The sequence below is a fragment of the Sphaerisporangium krabiense genome (assembly GCF_014200435.1).
In the GTDB taxonomy this organism is placed as follows: Bacteria; Actinomycetota; Actinomycetes; order Streptosporangiales; family Streptosporangiaceae; genus Sphaerisporangium; species Sphaerisporangium krabiense.
On sequence record NZ_JACHBR010000001.1, the window covers coordinates 5817856 to 5839603 of the forward strand.

The 21748-nt window shown below is 69.6% G+C and carries 23 protein-coding genes; 12 read left to right on the forward strand and 11 right to left on the reverse strand.

Annotated features, from left to right (window positions below; all coding sequences use genetic code 11):
* The first annotated feature begins 93 nt into the window (after positions 1–93).
* The 4 genes from BJ981_RS25435 to BJ981_RS25450 are packed head-to-tail and all read left to right on the forward strand — an operon-like array spanning position 94 to position 3704.
* Positions 94–1062, forward strand: coding sequence for a branched-chain amino acid ABC transporter permease (locus BJ981_RS25435; protein WP_184614435.1), 969 nt, complete (start codon positions 94–96; stop codon positions 1060–1062).
* Positions 1059–2204 (forward strand): branched-chain amino acid ABC transporter permease, encoded by a 1146-nt coding sequence (locus BJ981_RS25440; RefSeq protein ID WP_184614437.1) that lies wholly within the window; start codon positions 1059–1061, stop codon positions 2202–2204. The genes BJ981_RS25435 and BJ981_RS25440 overlap by 4 nt, the downstream gene beginning before the upstream one ends.
* A complete protein-coding gene (locus tag BJ981_RS25445) occupies positions 2201–2983 on the forward strand; it encodes an ABC transporter ATP-binding protein (RefSeq protein ID WP_184614439.1) in 783 nt (260 codons plus the stop codon). The genes BJ981_RS25440 and BJ981_RS25445 overlap by 4 nt, the downstream gene beginning before the upstream one ends.
* The gene (locus BJ981_RS25450) at positions 2973–3704 is read left to right on the forward strand and encodes an ABC transporter ATP-binding protein (RefSeq protein ID WP_184614441.1); all 732 of its coding nucleotides are present in this window, start codon (positions 2973–2975) and stop codon (positions 3702–3704) included. The genes BJ981_RS25445 and BJ981_RS25450 overlap by 11 nt, the downstream gene beginning before the upstream one ends.
* 100 nt (positions 3705–3804) lie before the next feature.
* Here BJ981_RS25450 and BJ981_RS25455 read toward each other — a convergent pair whose 3' ends face one another.
* The 10 genes from BJ981_RS25455 to BJ981_RS25500 all read right to left on the reverse strand — a co-directional run bounded on the left by BJ981_RS25455 (position 3805) and on the right by BJ981_RS25500 (position 11003).
* Positions 3805–4011: a hypothetical protein gene (locus tag BJ981_RS25455; protein ID WP_184614443.1), complete on the reverse strand. Its 207-nt coding sequence runs from the start codon at positions 4009–4011 to the stop codon at positions 3805–3807.
* Positions 4012–4129: 118 nt separating this feature from the next.
* Positions 4130–4627: a signal peptidase I gene (lepB, locus tag BJ981_RS25460; protein WP_184614445.1), complete on the reverse strand. Its 498-nt coding sequence runs from the start codon at positions 4625–4627 to the stop codon at positions 4130–4132.
* A 35-nt stretch (positions 4628–4662) separates the two neighbouring features.
* Positions 4663–5205 (reverse strand): MauE/DoxX family redox-associated membrane protein, encoded by a 543-nt coding sequence (locus BJ981_RS25465; RefSeq protein WP_184614447.1) that lies wholly within the window; start codon positions 5203–5205, stop codon positions 4663–4665.
* Positions 5206–5208: 3 nt separating this feature from the next.
* Positions 5209–7017 carry an ABC transporter ATP-binding protein gene (locus BJ981_RS25470; RefSeq protein ID WP_239139628.1) on the reverse strand — a complete coding sequence of 603 codons (1809 nt, stop codon included), beginning with the start codon at positions 7015–7017 and terminating at the stop codon, positions 5209–5211.
* 47 nt (positions 7018–7064) lie between these two features.
* Positions 7065–7616 (reverse strand): TlpA disulfide reductase family protein, encoded by a 552-nt coding sequence (locus tag BJ981_RS25475; protein WP_184614451.1) that lies wholly within the window; start codon positions 7614–7616, stop codon positions 7065–7067.
* 565 nt (positions 7617–8181) lie between these two features.
* Positions 8182–8733 (reverse strand): DUF4352 domain-containing protein, encoded by a 552-nt coding sequence (locus BJ981_RS25480; RefSeq protein WP_184614453.1) that lies wholly within the window; start codon positions 8731–8733, stop codon positions 8182–8184.
* A gap of 120 nt (positions 8734–8853) precedes the next feature.
* Positions 8854–9324, reverse strand: a complete 471-nt coding sequence (locus BJ981_RS25485; RefSeq protein ID WP_184614455.1) for a S26 family signal peptidase — start codon at positions 9322–9324, stop codon at positions 8854–8856.
* Positions 9321–9911, reverse strand: coding sequence for a MauE/DoxX family redox-associated membrane protein (locus BJ981_RS25490; RefSeq protein WP_184614457.1), 591 nt, complete (start codon positions 9909–9911; stop codon positions 9321–9323). Before BJ981_RS25490 ends, BJ981_RS25485 begins: the two co-directional genes overlap by 4 nt.
* 46 nt (positions 9912–9957) lie before the next feature.
* Positions 9958–10497, reverse strand: coding sequence for a TlpA family protein disulfide reductase (locus tag BJ981_RS25495; protein ID WP_184614459.1), 540 nt, complete (start codon positions 10495–10497; stop codon positions 9958–9960).
* Positions 10498–10823: 326 nt separating this feature from the next.
* Complete coding sequence (locus BJ981_RS25500) at positions 10824–11003, reverse strand: hypothetical protein (RefSeq protein ID WP_184614461.1); 180 nt, start codon at positions 11001–11003, stop codon at positions 10824–10826.
* Between the two features lie 608 nt (positions 11004–11611).
* Between BJ981_RS25500 and BJ981_RS25505 the strand changes: the two genes are divergently transcribed.
* The 3 genes from BJ981_RS25505 to BJ981_RS25515 are packed head-to-tail and all read left to right on the forward strand — an operon-like array spanning position 11612 to position 14087.
* Complete coding sequence (locus BJ981_RS25505; protein WP_239139627.1) at positions 11612–12424, forward strand: ABC transporter substrate-binding protein; 813 nt, start codon at positions 11612–11614, stop codon at positions 12422–12424.
* A gap of 3 nt (positions 12425–12427) precedes the next feature.
* Entirely contained in the window at positions 12428–13270 is an 843-nt protein-coding gene (locus tag BJ981_RS25510; protein ID WP_184614466.1) for an amino acid ABC transporter permease, read from the forward strand.
* Positions 13271–13274: 4 nt separating this feature from the next.
* Positions 13275–14087 (forward strand): amino acid ABC transporter ATP-binding protein, encoded by an 813-nt coding sequence (locus BJ981_RS25515; RefSeq protein WP_184614468.1) that lies wholly within the window; start codon positions 13275–13277, stop codon positions 14085–14087.
* Between the two features lie 174 nt (positions 14088–14261).
* Here the strand turns inward: BJ981_RS25515 and BJ981_RS25520 are convergent, their stop codons facing one another.
* A complete protein-coding gene (locus BJ981_RS25520) occupies positions 14262–14681 on the reverse strand; it encodes a PaaI family thioesterase (protein ID WP_184614470.1) in 420 nt (139 codons plus the stop codon).
* Between the two features lie 71 nt (positions 14682–14752).
* Between BJ981_RS25520 and polA the strand changes: the two genes are divergently transcribed.
* The 5 genes from polA (at position 14753) to coaE (ending at position 21707) form a co-directional block, all read left to right on the forward strand.
* Positions 14753–17455, forward strand: coding sequence for a DNA polymerase I (polA, locus tag BJ981_RS25525; RefSeq protein WP_184614472.1), 2703 nt, complete (start codon positions 14753–14755; stop codon positions 17453–17455).
* A gap of 317 nt (positions 17456–17772) precedes the next feature.
* On the forward strand, positions 17773–18804 hold the full coding sequence (locus BJ981_RS25530; protein WP_184614474.1) for a polysaccharide deacetylase family protein: 1032 nt from the start codon (positions 17773–17775) through the stop codon (positions 18802–18804).
* A 220-nt stretch (positions 18805–19024) separates the two neighbouring features.
* A complete protein-coding gene (rpsA, locus tag BJ981_RS25535; protein WP_184614475.1) occupies positions 19025–20503 on the forward strand; it encodes a 30S ribosomal protein S1 in 1479 nt (492 codons plus the stop codon).
* Positions 20504–20613: 110 nt separating this feature from the next.
* Positions 20614–21084 (forward strand): GNAT family N-acetyltransferase, encoded by a 471-nt coding sequence (locus tag BJ981_RS25540; RefSeq protein ID WP_184614477.1) that lies wholly within the window; start codon positions 20614–20616, stop codon positions 21082–21084.
* Between the two features lie 23 nt (positions 21085–21107).
* A complete protein-coding gene (gene coaE / locus BJ981_RS25545; RefSeq protein WP_184614479.1) occupies positions 21108–21707 on the forward strand; it encodes a dephospho-CoA kinase in 600 nt (199 codons plus the stop codon).
* Positions 21708–21748: the final 41 nt, after the last annotated feature.

Consider the following 21748-nt stretch of genomic DNA (forward strand, 5'->3'; position numbering starts at 1 on the left):
CAGTTACCGGCCAGGTAGAGGGGGGCGGGAACGCCGTGCGCGATCCCGCCCCCTCCCCTTCCCGAGGGAAGGCTCCCCTGAAAGCGATACTCCGTGTTCGATAACCTTCTCGGTTCTTTCTGGCCGTACACGATCGACGGCCTCATCCTGGGCGCGATCTACGGCCTAGTCGCCCTCGGCTACACGATGGTCTACGGCGTCCTGCGCCTCATCAACTTCGCGCACTCCGAGATCTTCATGATCGGCACCATGGCGTCGGCGTTCGTGGTGATGACCCTCGGTTTCACCGAGCCGCTCACCGGCTTCGCCCTCGTCGGCGGCCTGCTGCTGATGCTGCTCGCCGGAGGCGCCGCCTCGGCCGGCTCGGCCATGCTGCTGGAACGCATCGCCTACCGCCCGCTGCGCAAACGCGGCGCCTCCCGCCTGGCCGCGCTCATCTCGGCCATCGGCGCATCGCTGTTCCTCCAGGAGCTCTTCGCCCTGGTGATCATCCCGCACGTGTTCAACCGTCCGCAGCAGGGCCGTAACCAGATGGGCGTCGCGCGCATCATGGAGAAGGAGACCCTGTTCACGATCGGCGGCGCGCAGGTCCGGGTCGACCAGGTCCTGATCTTCGTCGCGGCGATCGGCATGATGATCCTGCTCGATCTGCTCGTCAACCGCACCAAGATCGGCCGTGGTATCCGGGCGACCTCGCAGGACCCCGAGACCGCGGTCCTGATGGGCGTCGACATCGACAAGATCGTGCGGGTGACGTTCCTGATCGGCGGCCTGATGGCCGGCGTCGCGGGCGCGCTGTTCATCCTCCAGTTCGAGGTCACCAAGTTCTCCATCGGCTTCCTGCTCGGCATCAAGGCGTTCACCGCCGCGGTGCTCGGCGGCATCGGCAACCTACGCGGAGCGCTGGTCGGCGGCCTGTTCCTCGGTCTCATCGAGAACTACGGCGCCGCCGTCTTCGGCTCGGGATGGAAGGATGTCATCGCGTTCACGATCCTCGTCCTGGTCCTGATGTTCCGGCCCACCGGCATCCTCGGTGAATCACTCCAGCAGGCGCGCGCATGAGCACGAACTCGATCACCACACGCAGGAACGCCGTCGGTTCGTTCCTCGACCGCATCCGCGACCGCTGGGCGACCGCGCCCGGCTGGCAGCGCTGGACGGTCTACGTCCTGCTCTTCATCGGGGCGCTGCTGCTGCCGTCGGAGTCCATCGGCTCCTTCATGTCGCCCTACGCCGACTGGGCGAGCGTGCTGTTCTTCCCCATCGGCACCTACGTCCTGCTCGCGATCGGCCTCAACGTCGTGGTCGGGCAGGCGGGCCTGCTGGACCTCGGCTACGTCGCGTTCTTCGCCATCGGCGGGTACTCGATGGCCATGCTGGGCACCAAGGTCGGCCTGAACTTCTGGGAGATCATGGTCGTCGGCGTCGTGCTGTCGGCGATCTCCGGCATCGTGCTCGGCGGGCCCACGCTGCGGCTGCGCGGCGACTATCTGGCGATCGTCACGCTCGGCTTCGGTGAGATCGTCCGGCAGACGGCCGAGAACACCGACGCGATCGGCGGCCCCCGCGGCATCGCCGGCATCCCGCACCCGCCGAGCTTCGAGGCCATCGAGATCTTCGGCGTCCAGCCCTTCAAGTACGGCGTGCTCGACCCCCGGCCGTACTACTACCTGCTGGTCGTCCTCGCGACGCTCATCATCATCTTCGTGAAGCGGTGGGAGAAGAGCCGGGTCGGCCGCGCGTGGGCCGCGATCCGCGAGGACGAGGACGCCGCCGAGGTCATGGGCGTGCCGACCTTCAAGTTCAAGCTCCTGGCCTTCGCGATCGGCGCCTCGATCGGCGGGGCGATGGGCGTGATGTGGGCCGGCAAGACGATCTCGATCAACCCGAACGACTTCCTGTTCATGCTGTCGGCGACCATCCTCGCCGCGGTCGTGCTCGGCGGCTCGGGCAACATCCCCGGCGTCATGCTGGGGGCGTTCCTCGTCGCGTGGCTGCCCGAGCGGTTCCGCGGCCTGTCCGACTACCGCATCCTGGTCTTCGGCGCCGCGATCGTCGCGCTCATGATCTTCCGTCCCGAGGGCCTGCTGCCGTCACGCAGACGGAAGGCCGAGCTGGCCGAGGGCACCGGTGGCATGGGAAGCATGGGCGCCGAGGTCCCGGGTCCCGAGACCCAGGCCGCGGCCGAGGGAGCAGCCAAATGACCGATCCACGCCCGCTCCTCGAACTGCAGAACGTCAAGATGCAGTTCGGCGGCGTCGTCGCGCTGCGCGACGTGGAGCTGACCATCAACGAGGGCGAGATCTTCGCCCTCATCGGGCCGAACGGCGCCGGCAAGACGACCGTGTTCAACGTCGTCACCGGCGTCTACCGCCCCACCTCCGGCATGGTGGTGTTCGACGGCGACCGTATCGACGGAATGAAGCGGTACAAGGTCACCAAGCGCGGTGTCGCCCGTACGTTCCAGAACATCCGGCTGTTCCACAACATGTCAGCGCTGGAGAACGTGATGGTGGGGGCCGACGCCCACCACCGCGCGGGCATGGTCAGCGCGGCGCTCGGCCTGCCGTGGCACCGCCACGAGGAGCGCGACGGCAAGGCCATGGCGCTGGAACTGCTGGAGTTCGTGGGCATCCCGCACCGCGCCGAGGAGACCGCCAAGAACCTGCCCTACGGCGACCAGCGCAGGCTGGAGATCGCCCGGGCGCTGGCGACCAAGCCCAAGCTGCTGCTGCTGGACGAGCCCGCGGCGGGCATGAACCCCGCGGAGAAGGAGTCCCTGCAGGGGCTGATCCGCAAGATCCGCGACGGCGGCCGCACGGTGCTGCTCATCGAGCACGACATGGCCCTGGTCATGGGCATCAGCGACCGCATCGCGGTGCTGGACTTCGGCCAGAAGATCGCCGACGGTCTCCCGGCCGAGGTGCAGAACGACCCGCGGGTCATCGAGGCGTACTTGGGAGCTCCGGCAGATGCTTCTTGAAGTCAAGGACATGCGCGTCCATTACGGCAAGATCGAGGCCATCAAGGGCATCTCGCTGGAGGTCGCCGAGGGTGAGATCGTCACGCTCATCGGCGCCAACGGGGCCGGCAAGACCACGACCCTGAAGACCATCTCGGGGCTGCGGGCGCTGACCTCGGGCACCGTCACCTTCGACGGCGCCGACATCAGCAAGATGCCCGGCCACAAGCGGGTGCTGGCCGGCATCGGCCAGTCACCCGAGGGCCGGGGGGTGTTCCCGGGCATGACCGTCACCGAGAACCTCCTCATGGGCGCCTACACCCGCACCGGCGACCTGACCAAGGACCTCGACGAGGTCTTCGAGCTGTTCCCCCGGCTGGCCGAGCGCAGGAACCAGGCCGGCGGCACGATGTCGGGCGGCGAGCAGCAGATGGTCGCCATCGGGCGCGCGCTGATGAGCAAGCCCAAGGTGCTGCTGCTGGACGAGCCGTCGATGGGCCTGGCCCCGATGCTGGTCGCCCAGATCTTCTCGATCATCAAGACGATCAACGAGCGGGGCACCACCGTCCTGCTGGTCGAGCAGAACGCCCAGCAGGCCCTGCAACTGGCGCACCGCGCCTACGTCCTGGAGACCGGCAAGGTGGTCAAGTCCGCCCCGGCGGCCGACCTTCTCAACGACCCGCAGGTGCGCGCGGCGTACCTGGGCGGCGAGTTCGGGCAGGCCGAGTCCGGCAAGAGCTGAGCACGCGACGGGCCGGGCACGGCGACGAGGCTCTTCCGGGGCACGCCCGGAAGAGCCTCCTCTGTTCCCGGGTCAGCGCCGGGAACGGATCATCCGGCGTCTAGCAGGTGATCGAGGTCTGGTAGCAGGGCTGGCAGTCGTACGGCCCGCCGGCGGCGCCCCTCCAGCAGCAGGTGCGGTACCAGTAGTACCTGATGAGGCCGGCCTGGCAGCCGCAGGTCTGGGTGAAGCAGTCCGCCGCCTTGGCGGCGACGTGAGGCACCACGCGGGCGAGCATCCGGTCGCTGATCTTGCCTAAGAGCGTCATGGAGGTTCCTCTCTGGGTTGGCACGGCCCGCCGGGTGGAGTACCCGGACGGAGGACGGACCGCCGCGCTGGGATGGGTCGCGGGATCCACGGGTCGGGCACGGGGCGCTGCGTCGTCGCTATGTCCTCGCTATGTCTCTGTCATGCATCACCACCCCTACGATCTGCTCCCGGCGCAGGTAGCCGTAGGTCCGGGAGTCCGCACTGAACCGCGGATTGTCGCCCGCCACGACGATCTTCCCGGGCGGTACCACGTCCCCGGGGGAGTCGTGCAGGGCCTGGAACCCGGCGCGGGGCACCCGATCGCCCGGGACCGCGACGATCCGCTTGATCAGGTGCCCCCCGCCGAGGGGAGGCAGGACGCGCCCGGCGGCGGCCGCGTCCGGCGGGAGCGCCGCGAACACCTCCTCCGGGGTCGCGCTCCGCAGGACGACGACGTCGCCCGCGCGGACGGCGCGCAACGCCCACCTGCGGGCGATCAGCCGGTCGCCCGGCCGGAACGTGGGCGCCATGCTGACGCCGTCGACGGTGACGACGAGGAAGCAGCGGCGCAGTGCGGTGACGAGAAGGGCGATCAGGACGGTGGCGGTCACGACGGGGATGACGGGCATGGTCATGGTCCTGCCATGTCGGGGGAGTGGGGGGGCACGGATCAGCGTGACCGCGGGGACAGGCCTTCCGGCCGGAAGAGGTCCACGATCTCGTCGAGCATGACGACGACGATCGCGACGACGCCCGCCGTCGCGGCCACCAGGGCGAGGGCGCCCGGGTCGGCCGGCGCGGGGCCGGTGGACGCCGCGACGAGCCCGGTGACCGCGACGAGGGCGAGCACGGCGTTCCTCACGACGTGGTGAGGTCCCATCGGGGCGCCCGAGGGGCCGAAGCACCGGCACCGCACGCTCACGCGCCTTCTGAGCACGGCGACGATACTCGCGGTGAAGGCGGCCAGCAGCGCCGCGGCCAGCAGGAAGCCCAGGCGGGCCGTCCCCGGCGCGAGGAGCAGCGCCGGGACCGTGAGCTCCGCCGCGACGACCGCCGCCGCCACCAGCCGCGCCGTGCCGCGGGACAGGGGCCGCAGCTCGCGGATCGTCGCGACGAAGCCGGCGGCGGCCCCCCGTCCGATGATCTTGCTCGCGGCGGCGAAGGCGAACGTCAGGCCGATGAGGCAACGGCAGGCGATCTCCAGGTAGGTCATGGCTCACTCCTCGGCGAAGGCCGGCAACTGCTCGTTCCCCGGCGCGTAGGCGTTCGCCTGCAGGTGGAACAACCCGGCGTAGTGCCCGTCACGGGCGATCAGCTCGTCGTGCGTGCCCACCTCCACGATCCGCCCCTCCGCCAGCGTCACGATCCGGTGGGCGTCGCGGATGGCGCCCAGCCGGTGCGAGATCAGCACGCTCGTCCTCCCCGCCCGGGTGCTGCGGAGCCGGGCCTGCACCTCGTGCTCGGCGACGGGGTCGAGGCCGGAGCTCGGCTCGTCCAGGATCAGCAGGTCGCGGTCGCCGCGCAGCAGGGCCCGGGCGAGGGCGACCCGCTGCCACTGGCCGCCCGACAGCATCACCCCGGTCTCGCTGTTGTTCTTGTCGGCCTCGCTGAAGAAAATGCGCGTGAGCAGCGTGTCGTAACCGTGGGGAAGGGCGGCGAGCACGTCATGGACGCCCGCCGATTCCGCGGCGTATTCCACCCGGCTCCCGTCCTGTGCGGGGTCGCCGAGACCGATGTTCTCGCGCGCGCTCATGTCGTACTGCATGAAATCCTGGAAAAGCGCCCCTATTCTCGTCCTCAGCTCCGATATCTGGAATTCGCGTATATCGACGCCGTCCCAGAGAATGGTGCCCCTGGTCGGATCGTAGAATCTGCACAACAGTTTGACGAGAGTGCTCTTTCCCGACCCGTTTCTGCCGACCATCGCCATCGTGTGCCCGTGCGGAATGAACAGATCGACCCCGCGGAGCACCCAGGGATGGTCGTCGGCGTAGCGGAACCAGACGTCGCGCAGTTCGATGCCGTGGCGCATTTCCGGCACGGGGACGGACGGTTCCGCGACGGGCAGGTCGGGCTTCGCGGTGGTCACCGCCACGTAGTGGCCGAACAGCAGCAGTTGCCGGTGGGTGACGGCGACCGAGGCCGTCACCTGCGTCACCGCGCCCTGCACGCCCGTGAGCGCCGCGATCGACATGGCGATGTCGCCGGGGCTGATCCGCCCGCCGAGGGCCAGCCGTACCGCCACGAGCAGTCCGGCCCCGGTGACCAGGGCGGACAGCAGGGCGAGGCCGCCCTGGACGGCCAGCTCGCGCCGGTCGAGCTCGTGATGGCCGGCGTCGACCCTCTCCCGTTCGCCCATCATGCGGCGGCGCAGGAACGGGCCGGCCCCGAACAGGCGGATCTCCTTGGCCGCCTCCACGCTGGTCAGCAGGATGCGGTAGAACATCTCGCGCCGCTCGAACGGGCTGAGCCCCAGCATCGCCGAGGCGTGCCGCCGCGAGAGCCCGATCTGGGCGGCGAACATCGGGGCCGCCGCCACCAGGACGATCAGCGCCATGAGCGGGCTGAGCGCCAGGACCGAGCCGAGGAAGCCGGCGATCATGATGAGGCCGCCGACGGTCTCCAGCGAACCCTGCGTGACCTGGCCCGGCGTCTGCGCGGTCGCCGACTGCGCCAGGCGCATCCGGTCCAGGAAGCCGGGGTCCTCGAACCGGGCGAGCCCGGTGAAGCGCTCGACCGCGGCGAAGATCCGTTCCTGGGCGAGCCGCCCGGCCGCCCGGTCGGCGTCCGAGCGCAGGTAGCGGGTGAGGTGGGGGATCATCGCGATGGCGAGGGACGTCGCCACCAGTCCCGCCGTGGCGGGGAGGACACCCGGGCCGGAGCCGGCCCGGGTGAGCCCGTCGATGATCGCTTTCAGGAACCACGCCGACCCGATCGGGAGGGCGGCGGCCACGGGCGTGAGGAGCACGATGAGCGCGAACTTCCCCCGGGCGGAGTGCCAGTAGAGCTCAAGGGCGGTTCGCATCGCGCGCGCCCGTGGGCGCCATGGTTCGTCGGAGCCTGCCTCGGGGCTCATCTCCCGAAGGCGCCACGGGGCAGCGCCGCCAGGTCGAAGGCTCCGGCCTCGACGACCCCCTTGTCCCTGGTCAGGTAGTAGGAGGGGTATCCCTGCACCTGGAAGGCCCTGGAGATCTCGTCGTCGCCGTGTTCGCCGGTCACCACGTGCGCGACCGGCTCGAGGGCCGCCACCATGTCGGCGCTCTCCGCCGTGTCGCCGATGACGACGCAGACCGTGGCGTCGCGGCCGCCGGAGTACCCGTGCGCCTGCTCGACGAAGGCGGGCAGTTTGTCCCTGCACGGCCGGCAGCTCGACGAGAAGAACGCCACCAGCGTCCGGCCGGGCAGGGTCTCACGGGTGAGGGGGACGCCGTCGGTCGTGAGCACCGCGAAGTCGCCCACGGTCGTGCCCGGCTCCAGCATGGTCATCGGCGGTCCGCCGGACATCGCGCCGCCCTCGATGAGGGTGGCGTGCCGGCGGAGCCGGCGGATCACACCGTAGGTCAGGAGGAGGTTGAGTACCGAGAGCACTCCGATGAGGAGCAGTGCGGCGATGATGAGAGGCACATCGGCCCTTTCGTCTCTCCGGGGGCGCGGGTGGACGGGCGGTGGTGCGCGTTCTGTTTTTCGTCCGCCTCTGGCTTTTTCAGCAGGGGATATTGCTGCGGTAGCAGATCAGGCAGGTGTACGGCCCGCCCGGCTGGTCGATCCAGCAGCATTCCCGATACGAATAACGGTTGGCCTGGCATCCGCAGCTCTGGGTGAAGCAGCTACTCGCGCCGGCGGCGACGCTCGGTACGAGCTTGGCGACGATTCGGTCACTGATGGCGGCTACGCTCGGCATTCTGTTTCCATTCGTTCGGCGGGGACTTGGGAATGGCACTTGTAGTTGACCATCAATTCGCCGACCTGGTCAAGGACCATGAGAGAGCTTTTCTGAATATCGTCCACGGGTCGTCGTGTAACTACGTGGAGTCATTTCGGGCATGGCGTGGTGCAATTCGATTCGTATGGTGGGGTTCCTGTGGCCGGTGTTACCGGCGATATGGCGGCAGGGCGATAGGACGCGCGGGACGTGGCGGACGTGGTGTGGAGGCGCGCGGGTGGGCGCCGCCGGCGGGGGCGCGGCGGGTCAGCGCAGGGGGACGTCGACGCCCTTGGAGGGGCCGATGGCGCCGAGCGGCGGGTCGGCGACGAAGCGGATCGCGGTGATCCTGGCGTCCTTGGGCACGTCGTACCAGAGGTCGAACTCCATGCGCACGAAGCTGCCGACGGGGATCTCGTCGGGCTGGCGCTTGATGGCCTGGGTGAAGTCGTCGACGTGGAAGACCCGACCGTCGGCCGCGACCAGCAGTTGCTGCTTGGCGTCGAACTTCTGGTTGGTGCGGTCGGTGCTCTCGATGAGCACGCGCACCCGGGCGTACTGCCCCTTGGCGTTCCACTCGGCGTGGCTGCCGACGATGCTCGGCATGCCGTCCTGGAAGCCGAGCACGCGGAAGCGCATCTGCCCGTCGACCACCGGCTTGGCCGTGATCACGGTCTCGCCGGGCCGGGCGGTCTCGGCGGGGATCGCGTAGGTGGGGGAGGGGCGTGCCGACGGCGTGGCGGGGGCGGCGGGCGTGGCGGTGCATCCCGAGGCCAGCAGCGCGGCCGCGAGGCCGAGAACGAAGATCGGTGCCCGCACGATCGCACGATATTCCGGCCGCCACGCCGGGGGTACCGGACGGCGGGAGGTGTTGTGCGATCGTTTCATTCCGATGGCGCCCCTGGTGACCAGGTGTCTCGCTCGCGCCGGGCGCCGCGGTCACCGGGTCATCCGGCGTATCACCTTTCCCGCCACCCACCGGGACGGCAGGTAGCCGTGCTGGCGGGAGTCCTTGCTGGACGCGCCGTTGTCCCCCAGCACCACGATGCCGTCGGCGGGGACGACGGTCTCGTGGAACACGTTCCCGAGATCGCGCAGCTCCGCCGGGAGGGCTTCGCCCGGCAGGCCCACCAGCCGTTTGAGCATGGGGATGTGGCCCCCGTTCCCCAACAGGACCGGTCTGCCGGCGGGCCAGCCGAGCGGCCGGTCGAGGTGGAGCAGGACGATGTCCCCGCGCCGGGCCCGCGAGACCGTGCAACGCCGCACCAGCACTCTGTCTCCGTCCAGGAGGGCCGGCTCCATGCTGTTCCCCAGCACGGTCACCACCTCGAGATTGCGGCGTAGCAGCCCCGCGCACAGCAGGAGGGCGACGATCGCCAGGGCGGCGGCCACCATCGGCAGGATGTTCATGGCGCCGTCGCTCTCCGGGGCCGGGAACGGGGGGCGCCGGGGGAGCCGGCCGCGTCCGTGATCGGTTCGGCGCGGATGAGGAACAGGAAGACGATCTCGTCGAAGGTGATCAGGGGCAGCGCCGCCAGCGCTCCGTACGCGGCGCCGACGGCGAGGTCCGCCACCGACGCGACCGGGGGAGAGCCCATGCCGAGGCTCACCAGGACGACCGCGCAGATGAGCATGTTGCGCACCAGGTGCCGCTTTCCGAGCGGAGAGTTCGAGATCCCGAAACACCGGCACTCCACCGTGAGCCCACGTCGTACGCTCCGGAGGATCACGCCGCTGAACGCCAGGAGGAGCGCCGCCGCGAGCGCGTGACCATAGGGGGCCGCCGACGGATCGGCGAGCGCCACGGGGACGACGCCTTCCGCGCAGACCACCGCGAACGCGGCGGCCCTTGACGCCCGGCGCGGCAGAACCCGGCCGGCCGCCACACTGGCCGCGAAGGCGTCGAACGCGGCCCGGCTTCTGATCTTGCTGAGGAACGAGACCAGGAAGACGAGCGCCACCGCCGTTCTGCAGGCGTAGGCGAGATGGATGGTCATGTCACGCACCTGTGGACGGGTGGACCGTCGTTCGCCTCCGGATGCGTCATATCTGGTTCGCCGGTGTGAGCAGCGAGTCCAGGTCCCACCCGGTGGCGGTGACCGTGCCGGACTCGTTCAGCAGGCACAGCGCCGGAAACGAGTGGACCTTGAACGCCCTGGCCAGCGGCCCGTTCTCCGGCTCGACGGTGACACGGCTCACGCGTTCCAGTTCGCGCGTCATGTCGGCCGTCGACCTCTGGTCGCCCACGACGACGCTGATGATCTCTTGGTCCACGTGCTGGAGCTCCCGCGCCCGCCGTACGAACGTCGGGAGCTTCTCCCGGCAGGCCGGACAGTGATCGGAGAAGAACGCGACGATGGTCCACTTCGGCAGCAGGGCGGAGCTGAGAGAGTGTCCGTCCGTGAAGGTGACGGCGAAATCGTCCGGTGACGAGTCGACACCGACGATGTCGATCCTCGGCCTCGCCTGCGGCCGCGCCATCGCGACGGGCTGTTCGCGGAGCCGCCTGATGATTCCGTAGGTGAGGAACAGGTTGAACACGCTGAGCAGGCCGATGAACACGACGACCGTGGCCGACAGCATCGAGATATTCCTTCCTTGGCCTTCATGGTGGCGCCTTCATTCACGCGCCGGGAACGCACGCCGATAACACGTCCGGGTCACGGATGAAGGTGTGCGATTCTCCGGCGCCTGCCGAGTCCCCCGGGTGAGCATTTCTCTGATCGGCGCCTTCGAATACCCGGGCTCCGCTCATCTGCGCGCATTGGCGGATCGAGATGACCGCAGGTTTCGGTTTCGACACCCGGGTGCGCCGGGATCCTCTTTCGCGGACATGGTGCCGGGCAGGAACGAACGGTCGCCGGCGTGACCGGCCGTCCCCGCCGGTGACCTACTGGTGTCTCACAGGCTCAGCAGGAGCCGCACTCGGTCCAGTAGCAGTACGTCTGCGGGAAGGGCGGCAGGGTGGTCATGCAGATCTGCTGGTTGTAGTGCGCGCCGGCGCATTGGACGCAGCCGCCGGCCTGTGCGACCCTCCTCGGCGCGACGAGCGACAGCAGGCCGTCGCTGATTCGGTCGATGACCTTCATGATGATGCCCTTTCGTTCGCGCGCCCGGAACGCACGCCAATAGAACTCCTGGGTCAGGGATGAAGGCGTGCGATTCCCGGACGCCTGCCGGGTCTCACCAGATGATTACTCCGTGATCGGCTCTCGTCAATACCCGGCGCGCCGCTTATCCGGCATGCATTTGAATTCGGCGGCGAGTCCGGTCCCTTGAATTCACAATTGGAATGGTGATTGGCCCTTGACAGTGATGCTCCGCGACGTCCGCGCGCCGGCGAGAAAGCGGTCCGTGGAGGATCGTGGACCGTGCGCGACGAAGCCGCCGAGTCGCCGTCGCGGGCGGGTGGCGTTCCCGGTTCCCGCGCCGGAGTCCCGTGGTGGCGTCCGGGGCGGCGGTCTCAGCGGACGGGGCGGCTCTTGACGCGACGCGGAGAGTCGCCGGGGCGCTCCCACCGGTTGGGACACCAGGTGTTGTGCGATCGTTTCATTCCGGTAATACCCCTGGTGACCAGGTGCGGGACCATGGCCAGGGTTACGGTAAGTTAACTTGACTCCGACACACGGCTACAGAGGAGGACGTAGTGGTCTTTTGGTCCAGGCGTCACCGTTTCGCCACAATCGGGGCGGTCGCCGTGGGCGCCGCATGTCTTCTCTCCGCCTGTGGGGGCGGGTCGGGCTCCGACACGAGCGCGAGCACGGGCGGGTCGAGCGCCACGGCGCAGGCCGGCGGGATCAAGCTCATCAAGCCTGGAAAGCTCACGACCTGCACCAACCTGCCGTACGAGCCCTTCCAGTTCAAGCAGGGCGCCGATGTCGTCGGCTTCGACGTCGACATCGTCAACCTCGCCGCCAAGAAGCTCGGCGTGAAGCAGGACATCGTGGACATCGACTTCGCGGTGATCAAGAGCGGTGCGGCCCTGAACGCCGGCAAGTGCGACGTGGCAGCGGCGGGCATGACCATCACCGACGAGCGCAAGAAGAACATGCTCTTCTCCGAGCCCTACTTCGACGCCACGCAGGCCCTGCTGGCCAAGAAGGGCACCGGGGTGAAGTCGCTCGACGACGTGAAGGCCAAGGGACTCAAGCTCGGCGCGCAGGCCTCCACCACCGGCCTGGACTACGTCAAGGGAAAGGGCTTCAACCCGACCGAGTACGCCGACTCGCCGAAGGAACTGCTCGGTCTGCAGTCCGGCCAGGCCGACGTCATCGTCCAGGACCTGCCCGTCGTGCTCACCTGGCTGAAGAAGCCCGAGATCGCCGACAAGTTCGAGCTGGTCGCGAGCCTGGACACCGGGGAGCAGTACGGCGTCGGCATGAAGCTCGGCAACGACGCCCTGGCCAAGGTGATCAACGAGGAGATCGCCAAGGCGAAGTCCGACGGCACCTACGAGCAGATCTACGTCAAGTGGTTCGGTAAGAAGCCCGGCGAGCTCGGAACCTCCTGATCCATGACCGACCAGTCCACGGCGGCGGGGCCCGCCGGCCCCGCGCCCGGCAAGGTGCGGATGAGCCCGCGCAAGAGGCAGCGCGTCAGCCGCGGCGTCCAGTACGCGGTGCTGGTCGCCGCGCTCGTCGCGCTCGCCCTCCTCACCAACTGGCAGGGGCTGGCCCAGAACTTCGCCAAGCTGGACGTGGCGGAGCAGACCCTGCCGGACCTGTTCACGGTCGCGCTCAAGAACACCATCATCTACACGGTCGGCGGCTTCGTCTTCGGCTCGCTGGGCGGCCTGCTGCTCGCCCTCATGCGGCTGTCCTCCGTGCGGCCCTACCGCTGGATCGCCACCGTCTACATCGAGATCTTCCGCGGCCTGCCCGCGCTGCTGATCTTCCTGCTCATCCTGTTCCTGCCACTGGCCCTGCCGGGCTTCGAGGTGCCGGGCGGCACCTACGGCCAGGGCGTCCTCGGCCTGACGGTGGTCAGCGCGGCCTACATGGCCGAGACGCTGCGCGCCGGCCTGCAGGCCGTGCCGAAGGGCCAGATGGAGGCGGCGCGCTCGCTCGGCATGTCGCACGCGCGGGCCATGGTCTCCGTCGTGATCCCGCAGGCGCTGCGCATCGTGATCCCGCCGACGACCAACCAGTTCGTCGCGCTGCTCAAGGACTCCTCGCTGGTGCTGTTCCTCGGTGTGAGCGGCGAGTACGTCGAGCTGACCAAGTTCGGCAACGACCTCGCCTCCACCACGGCCAACGCCACGCCCATCATGGTCGTGGGCCTGACATATCTGATGGTGACGATCCCGCTCGGCTACCTGGCGGGGCGTCTGGAAAAGCGTCAGGCGAAGGGACGGTGACCCGGTGGCCCACGCGGTCGAGATCAAGGACCTGCACAAGTCGTTCGGCCCTCTGGAGGTCCTGAAGGGTGTCGACTTCACCGTCGACCAGGGCCAGGTGGTCTGCGTCATCGGCCCGTCAGGCTCGGGCAAGTCGACGCTGCTGCGCTGCGTGAACCTGCTCGAAGAGCCGACCAAGGGCAGGGTCGTGGTCGGCGGCGTCGAGCTGACCGACCCCGACGTCGACATCGACGCCGCCCGGCGCAGGCTCGGCATGGTGTTCCAGTCGTTCAACCTCTTCCCGCACATGACGGTCCTGCAGAACGTCATGATCGCCCAGCGGCGGGTGCTCGGGCGCGGCAGGCAGGAGGCCGAGCGCGTCGCCCGCGAGAACCTCGACAAGGTCGGCGTCGGCGCCAAGTGGGACTCCTACCCTCCCCAGCTCTCCGGCGGCCAGCAGCAGCGGGTGGCCATCGCCAGGGCCCTGGCCATGGACCCCGACCTGATGCTCTTCGACGAGCCGACCTCCGCCCTGGACCCCGAGCTGGTCGGCGACGTGCTGTCGGTGATGCGCAAGCTCGCCCAGGACGGCATGACGATGCTGGTGGTCACCCACGAGATGAGCTTCGCGCGCGAGGTGGCCGACCGCGTGGTCTTCATGGACGGCGGCGTGATCGTCGAGGAGGGCCCGCCGGAGCAGGTGATCGGCGACCCGCGGCACGCGCGCACGCGCGCCTTCCTCAGGAGGGTGCTGGACCCGACGCACTCCGATGACGAAGGCCCGGCGGACGGCGAAGGCCCGGCGGAGGAGACGGCCACCAGGCCCTCCGGGGCCTGACCCGGCCGCCGCGGCGCGAGGAGCCCGCGGGTGATCTTTGGGGCCATGTAGGGCTTCCCCGGCCGCACACGTTGTCTACTCGATCACCCACGGGCTCTGGTGTCACCACGCTAGCGAGACCGGACGCCCGCGTGCAAAGAGAGTGGCAAATCGTGCCCAGATAGAGGGCAAATCTCACGGGGCGTCACGAAGCATGCACGTAAGCCGGGACGTGCACACCAGGCGGCCCTCGTCATCGGTGATCGAGATGTCGTAGGTCGCCAGGCTGCGGCCGCCGTGCAGCAGCTTCGCCACACCCGTCACGTGACCGGAGCGCGCGGAGCGGTGGTGGGTCGCGTTGATCTCGATGCCCACGGCGATCCTGCCGGGACCGGCGTGCAGGGCCGCCCCGGTGGAGCCGATCGTCTCGGCCAGGACGCAGGACGCGCCCCCGTGCAGCAGGCCGTACGGCTGGGTGTTGCCCTCGACCGGCATGCGCGCCACGACCCGCTCGGCCGCGACCTCCAGGAACTCGATGCCCATGCGCTCGACCAGGGTGCCGGAGTGCTCGCCGCCGTTCAGGGCCGCGAGCCGGGCCAGATCATCGGTATTCATCGTGGTCAAGGGAGACCCTCCAGTGGCACATCGAGGGGTGTTCTGTCGTACATGGAGACTAGGCTGCGGGTGTGCCGAAGAAGGAAGCGACCCCCACCCGTCCCTGCCTGCTCCTGCTGGACGGGCACTCGCTGGCGTACCGGGCGTTCTACGCGCTCAAGGACGCCAATCTCATGACGACCGAGGGGCAGCACACCGAGGCGGTGTACGGCTTCACCTCGATGCTCATCAACGTCCTGCGCGATGAGAAGCCGACGCACGTCGTGGTGTGCTTCGACCGGTCGGAGCCCACCTTCCGGCACGAGTCGTACGCCGACTACAAGGCCAACCGCCAGGAGACGCCCGACGATTTCCGCGGCCAGGTCAGTCTCATCTTCGAGGTGCTCGACGCGCTGCGCCTCCCGTACCTGTCGCTGGCCGGCTTCGAGGCCGACGACCTGATCGCCACGCTGGCGCACCGCGCCTCCGAGCGCGACATGAACGTGCTCATCGTCACCGGCGACCGCGACGCCCTCCAGCTCGTCGACGAGCGGGTCACGCTGCTCATGACCCGCCGCGGCATCAGCGACATGACCCGCTTCGACCCCGACGCCGTGGTGGAGAAGTACGGCCTGACCCCCCGGCAGTACCCCGACTTCGCGGCCCTGCGCGGCGACCCGAGCGACAACCTGCCGAGCATCCCGAGCGTGGGCGAGAAGACCGCGGCCAAGTGGGTCAGGGAGTTCGGCTCGCTCACCGAGCTGGTCGACCGGGTCGACGAGGTCAAGGGCAAGGTCGGCGACAAGCTCCGCGAGCACCTCGGCCAGGTCATCCACAACCGCCAGCTCACCGAGCTGCGGCGTGACGTCCCCCTGGACGCGGACGTCGCCGAGCTCAAGATGGGCCAGTGGGACCGCGACGAGATCCACAAGCTCTTCGACACCCTGCAGTTCCGCGTCCTGCGCGACCGCCTCTACCAGAGCATCGGCACCGCCGAGCCCGAGGCGGAGGAGGGCTTCGACGTCGAGGTCGTCACCCTCGGCTCCGGCCAGGTCGCCGGCTGGCTCGCCGCGATGCCGCGGGGCCGGGCCGGGCTGGCCGTCAAGGGGGTCTACGGCAGCGGCACCGGCCGGCTGGACCACCTGGCGATCGCCGCCCCCGCCGACGCCGAGGGCCGCCGCCGGGCCGCCTACCTCGGCCTCACCGCCCTCACCCCGGAGGACGAGGCCGCGCTCGGCGGATGGCTGGCCGACGAGGACGCGCCCAAGGCCCTGCACGACGCCAAGGGCCCCCTGCTGGCCCTGTGGGCGCAGGGGCTGGACCTGCGCGGCCTGACCTGCGACACCGCGCTCGCCGCCTACCTGGCCATGCCGGGGCAGCGTTCCTTCCCCTTGGACGACCTGGTGCTGCGCTACCTGCACCGCGAGCTGCGCGCCGAGGCCGACACCGGCGGCCAGGCCGCCCTCTTCGACGATCCCGAGGACGACGCGGGACAGGAGCTGGCCGTCCGCGCCCAGGCCGTCCAGGAGCTGGCCGAGGCCCTGGAGGCCCACCTGGAGCCCCGGGGCGGCATCCGGCTCATGCGCGAGGTCGAGCTGCCGCTGGTGCGCGTGCTCGCCGAGCTGGAGCGCGCGGGCATCGCCGCCGACCGCGAGTACTTCACCGGCCTGGAGGCCGAGTTCGGCGCCGCGGTCAAGCAGGCCGTCGAGGAGGCCCACCGGGTGGTGGGCGAGCAGTTCAACCTCGGCTCCCCCAAGCAGCTCCAGGAGATCCTCTTCGTCAAGCTCGGCCTGCCGAAGACCAAGCGCATCAAGACCGGCTACACCACCGATCAAGATGCCCTGGCCCAGCTCGCCACCCAGACCGACAACGAGCTGCCCACCATCCTGCTGCGCCACCGCGACCAGACCAAGCTGCGCGTCACCGTCGAGGGCCTGATCAAGGAGGTCGCCGACGACGGGCGCATCCACACCACCTACAACCAGATCATCGCGGCGACCGGCCGGCTGTCGTCGGAGAAGCCCAACCTGCAGAACATCCCGATCCGCACGGCGGAGGGGCGGCGCATCCGCGAGGGCTTCATCGTGGGGGAGGGGTTCGAGAGCCTGCTCACGGCCGACTACAGCCAGATCGAGCTGCGCATCATGGCCCACCTGTCCGGCGACGAGGCCCTGATCGCCGCCTTCGAGTCCGGGCACGACTTCCACCAGGCCACGGCCTCGCGCGTGTTCGACATCCCGCCGCAGGAGGTGAGCGGCGAGCTGCGCGCCCGCATCAAGGCCATGAACTACGGCCTGGCCTACGGGTTGTCCGACTTCGGGCTCTCCGGCCAGCTCAACATCCCGGTCGCCGAGGCCCGCGCGCTCAAGAACGAGTACTTCGAGGAGTTCGGCGGCGTCCGCGACTACCTGGAGGCGATCGTCGCCCAGGCCCGCCACGACGGCTACACCGAGACCATCCTCGGCCGCCGCCGCTACCTCCCCGACCTGACCAGCGACAACCGCCAGCGGCGCGAGATGGCCGAGCGCATGGCGCTCAACGCCCCGATCCAGGGCTCGGCCGCCGACATCATCAAGGTCGCCATGCTCCACGTCCACCGGGCGCTGTCCGAGGGCGGCCTGCGGTCGCGCATGCTGCTGCAGGTCCACGACGAACTGGTCTTCGAGGTCGCCCCCGGCGAGCTCGAGGCGCTGCGCGAGCTGGTGGTCGGCCAGATGTGCGCCGCCTACGAGCTGCGCGTCCCGCTGGACGTCTCGGTCGGCGTCGGCCGCACCTGGCAGGACGCCGGCCACTGACGGCGCCGATCGAGCGCCGGAAGACCGGGCACCGCGAGATCGAGCACTGACCGAAGGGCGCCGCCGAAGGACACACACGGAGGGTCCCCGGGCCGCGATCTGCTTATCCGCGGCTTCACCTGCGCGTCCCTTCCCGGGGACGCGCCCGCCCGGGTTCACAATCGAATATCGGCACAGGACAGACGTGTACGCTGGCCGCGGACGAGGCCGAAAAGGGTCTCCCAGGGAGAAAGACGACCCCCCGCCGACCTTGGAGCGAACCTGTGCGGAGCACGCCCGGCCTGACGCCTCTCATCGGCATCGTCAACGTCGGTGTCATGATCGTCGCAGCGGTCGTGCTGCTCGTCTACCCCCTGGGCGGTGACGACGAGCCGACCACGGGACAGGTCGCCGCGCCGTCTCCCCAGCCCTCGCCCACCGCGACGCCCAGCCGCGAGCCGCAGCGCGCCTCGGCCGAGTCCGCCCGCCGGGTCCGGGCCAACGAGCTCGGCATGGTGCCGGTGCTGATGTACCACCGCATCCTGCCCAAGCCGATCGCCTCGATCGACCGCACCCCGAGCCAGCTGCGCCGCGAGCTGGAGCGGCTGGCCAAGGGCGGGTACGTGCCGATCACCGCCGCCCAGTACGCCTCCGGCGCGATCGACGTCCCGGCCGGCGCCCACCCGGTCGTGCTGTCCTTCGACGACGGGCATCCCTCGCACTTCGCCCTCGGTCCGGACGGCGCCCCGAAGCCGGACACGGTGGTCGGGGTGCTCTACGACGTCGCGGCCAGGTACCCCGGCTTCCGCCCCGTGGCCACGTTCTGGATCAACAAGTACCCCTTCGGCCTGCGCGACCGCGAGCGGCAGGCGCAGGCCGTGCGCTGGCTGGTGGAGCACGGCTTCGAGGTGGCCAACCACACCTACTCCCACCCCGACCTGTGGCGGCTGCGCACCAAGAAGGTGAGCGAGGCGATCGTGCGCGGCGAGCGGCTGGTGACCTCGCTCGGCGCGCCGCCGTCGTACACCTTCGCCCTGCCCTACGGCAGCCGGCCGAAGAAGAGGTCGGCCGCGCGCAAGGGGAAGTGGGACGGGACCTCCTACGCCTACCACGCGGTGTTCATGGCCGGGTCGGAACCGTCGATTTCGCCGTACGCGAAGGCGTTCGATCCGTATAACATCCCAAGAATCCAGTCGAACGGTAAAAAAGGGGAATGCCGCCGATGGTGCTCCGAGTACTGGCTCGGATGGCTCGACAAGCACCCGGACAGGCGGTATACCTCCGACGGCGACCCCACACGCGTCTCCATGCCCCGTCGATTTCAGGGTAAGATCCAGGCAAAGCTCCGCGAGGCGATGATCGTCTATTAGCCGGTGACGGGGTTGTGCGGGTGGACGCCGGATTGACCACGCCCGCGTACTCTCATATGCTGATCGCTGCGTTGTGGGCTCGCGTGCCTCGGACGGAGCGGGCTCGCGATCGGTCATGTCGACCTCGGGTCATCAACCCATCTTCGGCTTGAGCGAAGCAAGAGGGCCTGCCGCGCGTCCGCCACATCGACATCTGTCCGCGTTCGGAGCAATTCCACACATGACGAGCAGCACCGAGGCCACCTCGAACACCCCGCAGGTAGCGGTCAACGACATCGGTTCCGAGGAGGCCTTCCTCGCCGCGATCGACGAGACCATCAAGTACTTCAACGACGGCGACATCGTCGAAGGCACCGTCGTCAAGGTCGATCGAGACGAGGTCTTGCTCGACATCGGCTACAAGACCGAGGGCGTCATCCCCTCGCGTGAGCTCTCGATCAAGCACGATGTCGACCCGGCCGAGGTCGTCGAGGTCGGGGAGCACGTTGAGGCGCTTGTCCTTCAGAAGGAGGACAAGGAAGGCCGCCTCATCCTGTCCAAGAAGCGCGCCCAGTACGAGCGCGCCTGGGGCACGATCGAGAAGATCAAGGACGAGGACGGCATCGTCACCGGCACGGTCATCGAGGTCGTCAAGGGCGGTCTCATCCTCGACATCGGCCTGCGCGGCTTCCTGCCCGCCTCGCTGGTCGAGATGCGCCGCGTCCGCGACCTGCAGCCGTACGTCGGCCGCGAGCTCGAGGCGAAGATCATAGAGCTGGACAAGAACCGCAACAACGTGGTCCTGTCCCGCCGCGCCTGGCTGGAGCAGACCCAGTCCGAGGTCCGCCAGACCTTCCTCAACACCCTGCAGAAGGGTCAGGTCCGCAAGGGCGTCGTCTCCTCGATCGTCAACTTCGGCGCCTTCGTCGACCTCGGCGGTGTGGACGGTCTGGTCCACGTCTCCGAGCTGTCCTGGAAGCACATCGACCACCCCTCCGAGGTCGTCGAGGTCGGCCAGGAGGTCACGGTCGAGGTGCTGGACGTCGACATGGAGCGCGAGCGGGTCTCGCTGTCGCTCAAGGCGACCCAGGAGGACCCCTGGCAGCAGTTCGCCCGCACGCACCAGATCGGCCAGGTCGTTCCCGGCCGGGTCACCAAGCTGGTGCCGTTCGGCGCGTTCGTCCGGGTCGAGGAGGGCATCGAGGGCCTGGTCCACATCTCCGAGCTGGCCGAGCGCCACGTGGAGATCCCGGAGCAGGTCGTCCAGGTCGGCGACGAGATCTTCGTCAAGATCATCGACATCGACCTCGACCGCCGTCGCATCTCGCTGTCGCTGAAGCAGGCCAACGAGGGCGCGATCGGCGCCGACGTCGAGTTCGACCCCACGCTGTACGGCATGGCGGCGACCTACGACGAGCAGGGCAACTACATCTACCCCGACGGTTTCGACCCCGAGACCGGCGAGTGGCTCGAGGGCTTCGAGAAGCAGCGCGAGGAGTGGGAGCGGCAGTACGCCGAGGCCCAGACCCGCTTCGAGGCCCACAAGTCGCAGGTGGAGAAGGCCCGTCAGGAAGAGGCCCAGGCCGCCGGCGCGACCGGCTACTCGGGCGAGTCGGCCGCCCAGCAGGGCGGGGGCGGCACGTCCCCGGCCGCGGGCGCCCTGGCCTCGGACGAGGCCCTGGCCGCGCTCCGCGAGAAGCTCGCGGGCGGCCAGAGCTGAGGCTCTGAGCACGAGGACAGCACGACGACAGAGGGCCCCGCCATCCGGCGGGGCCCTCTTCGCGTCCGGGCCCGCGTGCCGCGGTGGCCCGGCCGCCCTACAGTGGTGCGGTGACGCGGATCGAACGGGCTTCGCCCGAGGACGCCGGAGAGATCCTCACCCTCCAGCGCGCCGCCTACGTGACCGAGGCCCAGCTCTACGGAGACCCCTTCATCCCCCCGCTCGTCGAGTCGCTGGAGCAGATGCGCGCCGCGATCGGCGGCGGCACGGTGCTGAAGGCGCTCGGCGGCGGCCGGATCGTCGGCGCGGTGCGCGGCCAGATGGCCGACCGCACGGCCGTCATCGGACGGCTGGTGGTGGCCCCCGACCACCAGGGACGCGGCCTCGGCACCGCCCTGCTCGCGGCGATCGAGAGCGAGCTCGGCACGCGCGCTGCGGCGTTCGGCCTGTTCACCGGCCACCTCTCGGAGGGCAACCTGCGGCTGTACCGCCGCCTCGGGTACCGCGAGACCCGGCGCGAGCGCGTCCACGAGCACCTGACGCTCGTCCACATGCGCAAGCCCGCCCCGGCCGCTCCCTGAGGCCGTCCGCTACCCTTCCAAGCGTGCTGAAGGTCGGGCTGACGGGCGGGATCGGATCCGGGAAGAGCGAGGTGTCCCGGCGCCTCGCCGGGCACGGCGCGGTGGTGATCGACGCCGACCGGATCGCCCGCGAGGTCGTCGAGCCGGGCACCGGCGGCCTGGCCGAGGTCGTCGCGGCGTTCGGCCCCGGCGTGCTGCGCGAGGACGGCACTCTGGACCGCGAGCGGCTCGGCCGGGTCGTCTTCTCCGACCCCGGCGAGCTCGCCCGCCTCAACGCCATCGTGCATCCCCGGGTGGGCGAGCGCATGGCCGAGCTCCAGCGGCGGGCCCCGGACGGCGCGGTCGTGGTGTACGACGTGCCGCTGCTCGCCGAGAACGGCCTGGCCCCCACCTACGACGTGGTCATCGTGGTCGACGCGGCCGACGAGGTCCGCCTCGACCGGCTGACCGCCCGGCGCGGCATGACCCGCGAGGACGCCCTGGCCCGGATCAGGGCCCAGGCCTCCAGGGAGGACCGTCTGAAGATCGCCGACATCGTCGTGGTGAACGAGGCCGGCCTCGGCGAGCTGGACGCCCGCGTGGCCGAGGTGTGGACGGAGCTGCTGGCCCGCCGCGACGCCTGACCCTCAGAGCCGGCTCACAACCGGCTCACAACCGGCTCGGC